General features: G+C 50.1%; 8 protein-coding genes and 2 pseudogenes. All 10 read right to left on the bottom strand.

The genetic code is table 11. From position 1 onward, the window contains the following. A pseudogene (locus tag DW58_RS21400) lies at nucleotides 1–109 on the bottom strand (contractile injection system protein, VgrG/Pvc8 family); the annotation flags it as partial. A 52-nt stretch (nucleotides 110–161) separates the two neighbouring features. Then, entirely contained in the window at nucleotides 162–1,397 is a 1,236-nt protein-coding gene (locus DW58_RS12320; protein WP_024551151.1) for a type VI immunity family protein, read from the bottom strand. A 2-nt stretch (nucleotides 1,398–1,399) separates the two neighbouring features. After that, a complete protein-coding gene (locus DW58_RS12315) occupies nucleotides 1,400–2,767 on the bottom strand; it encodes a Uma2 family endonuclease (protein WP_152525656.1) in 1,368 nt (455 codons plus the stop codon). Between the two features lies 1 nt (nucleotide 2,768). Beyond that, nucleotides 2,769–5,306, bottom strand: a complete 2,538-nt coding sequence (locus DW58_RS12310) for a type VI secretion system Vgr family protein (protein WP_029592985.1) — start codon at nucleotides 5,304–5,306, stop codon at nucleotides 2,769–2,771. Nucleotides 5,307–5,310: 4 nt separating this feature from the next. Further along, nucleotides 5,311–5,835 (bottom strand): type VI secretion system lipoprotein TssJ, encoded by a 525-nt coding sequence (gene tssJ, locus DW58_RS12305; protein ID WP_024562457.1) that lies wholly within the window; start codon nucleotides 5,833–5,835, stop codon nucleotides 5,311–5,313. A gap of 35 nt (nucleotides 5,836–5,870) precedes the next feature. Continuing rightward, nucleotides 5,871–6,953, bottom strand: a complete 1,083-nt coding sequence (gene tssG / locus DW58_RS12300; protein WP_024548925.1) for a type VI secretion system baseplate subunit TssG — start codon at nucleotides 6,951–6,953, stop codon at nucleotides 5,871–5,873. Then, nucleotides 6,917–7,105: pseudogene (locus tag DW58_RS12295) on the bottom strand (type VI secretion system baseplate subunit TssF); the annotation flags it as partial. The gene tssG and the pseudogene DW58_RS12295, both read right to left, overlap by 37 nt. Nucleotides 7,106–7,160: 55 nt before the next feature. Then, the gene (locus DW58_RS20965; protein WP_152525634.1) at nucleotides 7,161–7,589 is read right to left on the bottom strand and encodes a hypothetical protein; all 429 of its coding nucleotides are present in this window, start codon (nucleotides 7,587–7,589) and stop codon (nucleotides 7,161–7,163) included. A 1-nt stretch (nucleotide 7,590) separates the two neighbouring features. Next, nucleotides 7,591–9,825: a hypothetical protein gene (locus DW58_RS12290; protein ID WP_024548927.1), complete on the bottom strand. Its 2,235-nt coding sequence runs from the start codon at nucleotides 9,823–9,825 to the stop codon at nucleotides 7,591–7,593. A gap of 15 nt (nucleotides 9,826–9,840) precedes the next feature. Continuing rightward, nucleotides 9,841–10,017 carry a hypothetical protein gene (locus tag DW58_RS21145; RefSeq protein ID WP_155889605.1) on the bottom strand — a complete coding sequence of 59 codons (177 nt, stop codon included), beginning with the start codon at nucleotides 10,015–10,017 and terminating at the stop codon, nucleotides 9,841–9,843. Nucleotides 10,018–10,050 lie beyond the last annotated feature (33 nt).

The raw sequence follows: 10,050 nt of genomic DNA, 5'->3' as shown, positions 1-10,050 counted from the left end.
CACGGGTGTCATCCATCTCCGTGCGCCAGTAAATCCCCCCCTCGGACAGAATGCGCCGGATGAACTGCAAATCCTTTTCCCGCCACTGGGTGATAATTTCACGCGGCGGGATATTCATCCCTCGAACGTTTTCCATCTATGCGCTTAAATCGGTGACATAATTAATTTACCTTTGCATCAGTAAATACACTTTCACTATCATCCCGATTCAGGAGATTCCATGTCGCAGGAATTCGTATTTCAGGTGCATACATATTACTCTGGTATTTTGTCGCTTCCGGCATAACGGCTCCAGCCTGAATATTAATAAATTCCTGATGCCCTCCGGCCAAGGTTACCCAACGCCCGGAATGGGGGCAAATATCTCCACTTTTAGCACTAATTCGCTCATGGCTCAGAGCCATGGCTATTGGTTGTACGTCAGGTGACTCCACATCAAAACGTTTCTGCCATTCTGCCGTTAGCGCTTCATTTAACCTGACTTCACCGGCATTTGAACCCAGATGGAATGAACCAAATGATGGGGTGCGGATAGATTTTAAAACCTGGTTAACCCTGACATACAGTTCAGGTTTTGCCTCCTTTTCTACCCAGCCAAGCGCGGGCCACCCTCCTGCCCGGATTACCACACCACCACTATAAGGCAGTACTTTGATATCGCTATCCGCAAACTGCTGTTCCAGATATGCCAGCCCCCCGGCTTTTTCCATCCATTCGTTCGAAAGAATTGTGTACCAGTTGACTGACCGAATCCCCTGACGAAGGCCCTTGTCTGACAAAGAGGAAGTAATATCTACGCCACTAAAATTCTGGGCTATCTCACATTCCAGATACTGATAGGGATTATCATTATAAAGCTGTTGTGTACCCAGTCCCGCCAAACCATGCATCGGTTGTAATAATTGACTAAAATCCAAAATCAGTTTTTCAAAACGCTCCCGCCCATTATTTTTCAACTCTGAAACGGGCAAAAAAAATCGCATATATGATATGCGCCCATGGATATATTCATACCAACCAGCCGGTGAGTACAATTTAATTTGATAATCACTGACATACTCTATTCCCGGGCCTGAATTCCACTGAGTCTCAACAGTGTCGTCTTCCAGCGACATAAGTCGCTTCTTTCTCAATTCATTATCCAGAAAACGAAAATATTCTCGACTATTAACATCTCCCAAAAAACCCCATTCTAGTTTATCGCCAAATTCATCAATATAACGCTCAATAGCATTTGCCATTGCCACTCGTTTTTCAGAATACCACCCCTCGCTGATGTAAAAAACTGCCGTCAACCCCACCTGAAGAACATTATAATTCATATTATCCAGATGGCCATATGTAAACTCCCAGCTGGCTTCGTCGAACTTGTCGAAAAACTGTTTTTCTGTATCCATCGTCAGTCATCCCAGTAAATATATTCTTGTCTTTGCCTCGTCGGGTCACTCAGAAAACTTTTAGTCACCATTTTACTGTTCAGATAACCCGGTGTATCTTTTGCCGCCAGCTCAAAAGCAATTGCTGAACTTGCTGCAGCCGTAGACTGTGCCGCTGTTTTGCCTATTGTAGAAAACTCAATAACATTAGCTCCCACACTTAATGAGCCAGATGTAGACACTTCAATTGCGCCCCCACTAGCTGCAATTGGCACTGAGGGGAACACCATTCCACCAACTGTAAGTGTAACCCCAACAGCACCGATACCCCACATCGGTCCGGCAAGTGACATTTCCACCAGAGCCCGTGCCCGCTCCATTCGCCGCTTTGCCTCATAAGATATCGGGGCTTCCAGTTTATAGGGTGTATCATATTTGGGGTCAACACGTTCGCATAACTCCCCGACCAATATCGGACGGAGTTGAGCATTAACTTTTTCAAGCTCACGATCAATTTCCCCTATCAGATGCTGATATTCTTCCACTTCAAGACGAACCCGCTGCTGACGTTTTTCCATTCCGAGAGACAGCGGCACATAGAGCGGCTCCTTTTTCGCTTCCCGTAACCAGCGTCGTTTACGACGGTCGTCAATCTGGCAGGTATGGCTTTCTAATAAGTGCAATTTCCCAGGAGTTCCCGCAATCTCAATATAGGCACTCTGCTGAGCCTCACTCATATAGTCATTAGTTTCATTAAATTTAATCTCAATTATGTCATCAATATTACCCTGCTGGAATGCGCTAATACCTGTGCGGGTAATGTCTCTCAATTTTACGACATCTGGAACTCTGAACAGTCCCCGTTTTATCTTGAACATATCCTCCCATCCGCCTGTTTCTTTTAACGGGCTGGTTGTTTGCCGCATGTCAGGCGTCAGTAACCGCTCAAGTTCTTTCAGTGACAATAAATAACGGAGCACTTCAAATCGTATGTCAGCAGTGCTTAAGCCATACATTTTATTAATGTAGCTTTCTTTAATGGCTTCATATTTTGACAAGGGGCATAAACTGGGCCACGTCGGATTACTCATGCTCATTATCGGCTGGGGAGGACTAACGGTCATATCGTATCCACATTCACCAATATAAGGATGGTGAAAATCAAAAAACTCATTTTCTTTTCTGATAATTCTCGTAACCACACGTTGATATTGTCGTGAGCCATCTTTATCAATTACCGGATTACCAAGTGCATAATTTGTTTTTTCACATAAATACCATAAATCCAGAGGATTAGTTACGGGCTGTACGGTTCCTGTTGCAGAAGGCTTTGTTATTGTTTTACCTGTACCTGTATCGTGGGGAATACCACCTTTTTTTCCTTTTCTCATATTATTGCCCAGAATTGTCCATATTTAACTCCTCTGCAAAATCAAGTTGCAGAGGCTCATTGTCATCCCAGTATCTTGCATCAAGAATCATTCGGTTAAATTGTTCAGGGTGTGGCGTCAGCTCTATTTGCTCGCTTTGTCGCGTCCAGGCATATTGCGTATGACCACGCTCATTTGTTTTACCGCTTACATCAATTCCATTCGCGTTGAGTGTATAGGGGAAATTTTTCAACGGTTGCCCGGTATCCTGATCCTGGAGAACAAAGTATTCACTATATCCTTCAACCAGCGGCATCACAGGCAGATTTAACGGCATAGTTGCCGCTCTCACCACCATCGTCCTCTTCACTTTGCGTATATACGTCGCCGTCGTACCATACTCGACCTTCCCGGCCTCAAGCCTCAGGTAACTGCCACCACCAATTAGGATGATACGTTTTTTCCCGGCAAAGGAGATGTCACTCGCTGAGCTCAGCGTCAGCTTCTTCTGCGCAAACAACCGCATGCAGGCGTTTTGCGCCTGAACATCCACTGGACCTTCGCCGGATTTCAGGCTCAGTTGCCCGGTGCGGGCAAAGAGCCCCAGCTTTTCGCCTGCCAGCGCGGTCATATTGCCCATCACGCCAGCACTGATATCGCCTCCGGCGTTAACCGCCAGGTTCCGGCCAGCGGCCAGCTGCATATCTTCCCCGCTGGTCAGGGCCATGCCTTCCGGCGCCGAGAAAAGCACTGCTTCATTGAGCGGTTTCAGCCGCTGCGCAAACATCTGTATCTGGCTGTCGATATCCCCCTTCAGCGCCTGCGCCTTTTCAGCGGCCATTTCCAGCTGCTGCAGTTGCTGGTTGAGCCTGTCGATTTCCTTCAGCGCCGCATCCATGTCCAGAACATCACCCTGTGCTTTCACCTGCGCATCCGCAGCGACAAAGAGTCCCTTCCCGGCTCTCAGGGCTCCCCACTCATCGGTGCGCAGCTCTGTGCCTTTACCGCGAAGTTGACCCTTGCTGTCCACCATGTGCCCGCTGTTGAGCTGGGTTTTGCCGTATTCCGTGGCAAGCTTGATGTGCTCCTCACCACGCTTGTCTTCCATGCGCAATTTTGAGTTGGCAGGCGTCCGGAGGATGTTCCGGGTGTGATTGTCCCGGTTCACGAGGTCGGGATGTTCGGAGTCGTGCAGCGCATAGGCGATGTACGGCAGGTCAATATCGCCATTGCTGTACGCAATCGCCACTTCGGTCCCGTCGGTGAGCGGCGTATGCCAGCCCAGCGTGTCACCGGCATACGGTTTCGCCATCCGCAGCCACAGGTACCCGTAACCGGATTCCGTCCCCTCCCGGTCGAAGTCCGGCTTCACCCGATAGCGCCCCTGCTCGTCCAGGTGAGCGTAGATATCATTCTTTTCCCGGCTCTCAACCCGGGCCGGAAGCGTGCCCGTGATGACCGGACGCGGGACTTCTACCGAACGGAAACAGTACCGTTCGGTATAGGGCATTCCCCAGACCGACACATGCAGACGGGAATCGCGCGCTCCCCGGTAGGTCACCAGGGTGAGGATAACGCCCTCTTTCAGGGCTGCAATGACATCGCCCTGCGGCTCCAGCACCTGCCCGGGGGTGAGGTGTGCTGCATTGCTGAACAGGTGAATACGGGCCGACCTGTTGAGTTCCCGCTCGTGGTGAAGTCGGGCGTAGAACGCGCCAGATTCGGTTTCCGGCTCCGGGCTGGCGTCATCACCTGCGACACGATACGGTGCCGCGTAGCGGTAATGCGCCCCGGTGGTAACCACATCGTTACGCACGCTGACCGTCGCATCCATCGGCGTGGAGGCAGTGCGGTAGTTGTAATCCCGCGTGGTGACGGCGCCGGGGGCAATGTTGAACCAGGTCCGCACATCCCAGACCGATTCTGCCGCACCGTCGAACAGACCCGATGGCTCACTGTAGGGCAACTTCACATCAAACTGGTAGTTAAGCTGGCTGTCGGCAAAAATGTACGTATCCATTTCACGGGTGTCATCCATCTCCGTGCGCCAGTAAATCCCCACCTCGGACAGAATGCGCCGGATGAACTGCAAATCCGTTTCCCGCCACTGGGTGATAATTTCACGCGGTGGGTAGGTGCGCTCCAGTCTGAATTCAAAATCAGGACCTTCCAGACCGTGTTTACGCAGCACCTGCTCAACCACCTCAGGAACGGACTGGTTCTGATAGACCGCGCACTGCCGGGTGTAGCCCATCAGCGCCAGGCGGGAACTGAGTGTAATGCGGTAGTGGGACTGATCCTTTGAAGTGGAAAGCCATTCCAGGCGGGTCACCATGCCGTAAACACTTTTACCGCTCTGCATCCGGAAGGTGGCATATTTCATCAGCACCTGTTCCGGGGGAATGTTCGCCTGAAGCGTGGTGAACTCGATGTCCCAGCTGAATGGTTCGCTCAGGGCTTCCCTGCCGCGAAAGCGCAGAACATCCGCCTTCACTGCACTGTCATTAATCTCCAGAAAGTATCGGGTCTGCCCGTCAAAAAGCGCTGACCAGTTATCCATCACGTCACTCCTTCACCGGCACAAGGCTGAGCCAGCCCTCACCCAGTTCAATGGTGCGGGGTTTGTCCGGATCCAGGTCGTCACGGGTCAGCACAAGGCGCCAGCGGTTGTCCTTCTGATCCGGGCGGTTAAACAATCCCACCACCGCCACGAACTGAGCGTCTTCATCCATAGGCATATTGAGCGTCACGCTGCCGTTGGGCATCACCAGCAGCGATTTTGATGCGAGTACATCGTCTTTAAGTACCGTATCGGCATTGCGCAGCAGCGTCTGGTAATCGGCGGCATCAACCGCTTTACGATCCCTGAGCTGATAGACTCGCATCATTGTCGCCAGCGGTGTCTGTGCGCCATCGGCGTTAATGGCCGTACGCGGGGTAAAATCCAGATGCAGCGTTTTAATTTTTTTGTAGAAGATGGATTTCGTGATGCTGACCGTACCGTCCGTGACGCTCTGCGTCAGACCGCAGCCTGCGAGCAGACCACAGGCAATAAGCGTCAGCGCCCACCAGCGGGTTACTGTTGCCATTCAAAAGTTCCTTTATTGAGAGTGGGAGTACGTGATTATTCGAAGCGGTAGTGTCCGTATTCAGCGGACGGTAACGCAGAACAGTGCAGCCCTTCATAGCAGCCCAGACTGACGGTGAGACTCTCCCGGTTATTGCTGAGTTTGCCCGCTTTCAGGCCAAGCAAACCGGTACGGCCCAGCTGGATGCGTCTGCCTTTGCCAAGGCGAGGCTCAGGCAGCAATCGTACGGGTACGGTGAGACGCAGTCGGGCGTCACTGCGGTAGCCGAGATAAACGCGTAACAGAACCAGCAAATCGGTATGGAGCAAACCACCAGGTAACCAGCCTTCCGCCTCGTCCGGATCCTCAGTCTCCAGTGTCACCAGTACCCGGCTGCATGCTTCTTTTGCCGTTTTACCCAGCGTGGCTCGCTGAGAAAGACGGATCCGATTTTGGGCACCCAGTCCGCTACGGTTATCGATATGGACCTTAACCGGATCGGGTTCGGTGATAATTGCCCGGGTATTCGGTGCCAGCAGACTCACCAGGGCCCGAATGCCTTCTGCATTGCGGGTGGGTAATCGCATGGTACCCAGCAGGGCAAGAAAGCGGGAAACCGGCGTTGCCACCTGCTCAGCCGTGCCCGGTATACCAAGGCCGACCAGCCCCAGCAGACACTGAGATGTGGCATCGCGGCCTCCCGCCTCGAAAGTCGCCGGCCAGGCGTATTTTCGCCAGATCCGGTAATACTGGGTGGTGATGCGGTGGCTGAAAATATCCAGAAACGAGGTGACCGCCTCGTGTCCTTCTCGGCGCTGCGCAATGTCGTCCAGGTAGGACGTCGGCAGAGGGGAGTCCACGCCATACATCCCCAGAAATGTTGTACGGACGGTTGGCGGCAATTCCGGATGGTCTTCATCAGTTTCAACCGCTTTCAGGGTACTGACCGGAAAACCCATACCAGGCCAGGGCCTGAAACGAACCGGATCGTTGCCCGGATGGCTTGTGGTACCTATTTTCGGGGCGTCCGGGTTCTCCTGCTCCAGCAGCTGGCAGAAACGGTAGAAGTTGGCCCGCCAGATATCTTTGTTAAGGGCCTGCGTCAGCCCGGTACGTGCTGGCTGTGATTCTCGCGCCATCTCAGTCGTTTCCCTGTCGGTTGCAGCACCAGCGTGAGCTGGTTAAAGAGGTGAATATCCGCGTAGAGCGCGAAGAACCGGTGCAGCATCTCGCCGAAGAGATTCACATCGCTCTCGCCTGCAAAATTGTCCATATTCATCGTGATATTAATAGTCATTTTAGGTTGGAACTTGGCACCTCCTATTAGAAGGTGCTCATAGTACTAATTAGTCTGTATCATATACTTCACCGTTCCAGCGAAGTATATACTTGGGTCCGCATAATATGTCTTTCATTCCATTGTGAAGTGCCTTTGACACATCTAGAGAGGTACACATGTATGAACCATCGATAGATTTACCATCATGCATTTTTATCTGGAATGTTAATATTGGAGAGTTGTCCAGACTAGACATGCAATCTGACTGGTCACATGTACCAGGTGGCGTTGTACTTGAAAAAGTATATTCAATGGTATCTTCGTATCCATCACCGTTCAGGTCAACATCTACAGAACCCGTCTGTCCATCCAAAAAACCTGTGCTTTTTAGCCTATTGGCATTGACTAATACATCCTTGCTATGGGCGCAGCATGCCGATGTTGATATAACTAACAAGCATAATGCTGTTGTAAATTTTTTTAATTGTGTTGCCATATTACCCTGCCTCAGGAATGCCTAATTTGTAATTTACTCTAATATTTTCTGCTATTTCATTTTTAGTGATCTTTCCGTCGCTATTTCTATCATGATATAGATTCTTACTATAATAGTCCCCGTCACTTCTTTGATAAACAATATCATTTGGCCCGAGCATTATTGTTTTAGGTCTGAATATCGAGTAATATACATCCTCAAGAGTCCACTGTTCTGTTGGAACCCCGACATTGTTCGCCTGCATTTTGAAGTATTTCTTAACGTACTCCATTTGTTCTACGTGATCCATTGCCCGGAGTTGACGAGTTGAAGTTCCTAGATCTTTGGCCGTATCATCCATAAACTGAATTAGACCCGTTGCAGATGAGCCTGGGTTTTTGATGTCTGTTCTAAATGTTTTTCCCGTTTCGAGTGCGATACAAGCCATAATGTAGTTCGGATCAATACTTAATTCATTGGAAACTTCCAATAACTTGGACCTAAATGCATCTGCTTTAATTACTCCAAATTTTTCTGCGAATTTTTTCATCCATATAATTTTGTCTCTTTTAATAAATGAACCCAAAAAGACTATTGGGTGCATATGCCAGAGCTCAGGCCCCAGATTTTCAGTCGTCACATCCTGCATCCACGCCATTTTATCGAGAAAATCTTCGCTATATTTCTTCCATTCAGGGGCTTCTTTCTTCAGAGCATTCAGGAACGGTTGCCAGATAGCATCGCTTTTTTTGAAGTACCAGTCGCTGGGATGTTTTACGATTGTTTTCTGAACGACGTCATGATAGTCGGGATTATGAAGCGCTCTCCAGTATTCCATTGGCGAGTAACGGTCGCTTCCACTGTCAATTTTATCCAGCAGGCGCTGATAATTATGCTTCACCAGGGCATGGCTGGTTCGGGTATCTCCTGCCGCAGCCTGGTAAAGCGCGTCGATAAGGCTGCGGAAGAATCCAACAGGCTGATTTTTTCCATCCAGGTAATCGAAGCTGGTCGGTTCTGCGGTTTCAGTTCTGAAGCCCAGCTTTGCCAGATCATATTGTGACAAAAGCTGAGGCTCAGCCTGTCCTTTGATGGCATAAGCACTTTCCGGTCGCAGTTGCCAGTATTCCTGCTTCGTCAATTTATCGGTATCCGTTTGCACCTGACTCAGTGGCAGGATCCCGGTCCTGGTGGTCACCCCGGTATCCTTCGTGAATGTCCCGGTTGCGACATCCTTTCTGTACAGCGCAAGGCCCGGCGCGTATTTCAGCCAGAGTGGGGTCTTTTCTCCCACCTGTTCAGGATTGCTCAGGAATTTTTCCAGGTTATCATCCATGCTGGTACATTCAATATGCACCTGATATCGCGCTTCATAACCCCCGTCTTTCGGGGCCTGATAGTAGCCCATGTGTCCAACCGGGTCACCGGCCTTTATGGCAAACGGTGTACTGAGGCTGACCGTTTTATCAAATACCATGACCTCTTTCGCCGGAGGGAGCAGATGTTCCCACCAGCCCGGGCCACTTCCCGGTGCGGGTTTAATATTGTTATTGTCAACCAGCATCCAGACTCTTTGACCGGATTTCAGCTTGCCGCTGTCAGCATTCAGCGTTGCCAGTCCATAAGTACGTCCCCCCTGGCTGGCGGTGAGGGTAGTATCGGAGGCATCCCAGGTAACAGGAGTCCCTTTGTTGACATTGCCTGCACTCGCTGGCCTCTGGTCGCTGCGGCTCAAATCCATAATCAGCCAGTCGGCTTCTGAATAACCAGAGAGCATATCCTGAGTTATCCAGTGGATTTTTTTCGCACTTTCATAGGCTGAATATGGTGCAAGGTGCATATACAGGGTGTAGAAATGCAGTCCGCTGGACTCTTTCTCACCGGGTTGAATATAGTGTTTTACCAGGACAAATGACCCCGAAAAACTTAGCGGACCGGATTCCCAGCCTAGCGTCAGATAATCCTTGCAGACACGATAAGCAACCACTTCGCCGTCAGCCATGCAACGTATAGCCTGCTCGCCTTTAAAAGCAACCGGGAAATCAAATGCCTCCAGAGGTGCTTTGCCACTGAGAGCACACCACGGGGTTGTTGCATGTGTGATATGAATACCGCCATGCCACATCCCGCTACGGCCAATCGCGTACTGTCCGGTTGACTCCCCACCCAGATGAGAGAGGATTTCTTCCTGATTTTTAAATTCACTTCCCCGATTGTTGGAGGGGACAGGCCAGACAATTTTGGGTAATACAGACACGATTCACACTCCCAGTCAGTCGCTGAACGATTTACCAACGGCCTGATTTACTATAGTAATGTCAGCTATGTCGAAAACTGACGATAAAACTTCCGCAGTTAACGAATCAGGTTCAATTTTAGCTGGATCGGCGCTCTCGTTAGCTTCACAAACTCTGTCTACACCTGTACAGGCATCCAAATTCTTCAACATAAGCTAACTCCATTTTTATATTGAGGACTAATA

Source organism: Siccibacter turicensis LMG 23730, from assembly GCF_000463155.2.
Lineage (GTDB): Bacteria > Pseudomonadota > Gammaproteobacteria > Enterobacterales > Enterobacteriaceae > Siccibacter > Siccibacter turicensis.
This window is presented reverse-complemented; position numbering and strand designations above follow the sequence as displayed.

Bases quoted from the DNA above. Each gene is read 5' to 3' on its own strand.
- DW58_RS12320 (WP_024551151.1), bottom strand. From the start codon at position 1,397: ATGGATACAGAAAAACAGTTTTTCGACAAGTTCGACGAAGCCAGCTGG.
- DW58_RS12315 (WP_152525656.1), bottom strand. From the start codon at position 2,767: ATGAGAAAAGGAAAAAAAGGTGGTATTCCCCACGATACAGGTACAGGT.
- DW58_RS12310 (WP_029592985.1), bottom strand. From the start codon at position 5,306: ATGGATAACTGGTCAGCGCTTTTTGACGGGCAGACCCGATACTTTCTG.
- tssJ (WP_024562457.1), bottom strand. From the start codon at position 5,835: ATGGCAACAGTAACCCGCTGGTGGGCGCTGACGCTTATTGCCTGTGGT.
- tssG (WP_024548925.1), bottom strand. From the start codon at position 6,953: ATGGCGCGAGAATCACAGCCAGCACGTACCGGGCTGACGCAGGCCCTT.
- DW58_RS20965 (WP_152525634.1), bottom strand. From the start codon at position 7,589: ATGGCAACACAATTAAAAAAATTTACAACAGCATTATGCTTGTTAGTT.
- DW58_RS21145 (WP_155889605.1), bottom strand. From the start codon at position 10,017: ATGTTGAAGAATTTGGATGCCTGTACAGGTGTAGACAGAGTTTGTGAA.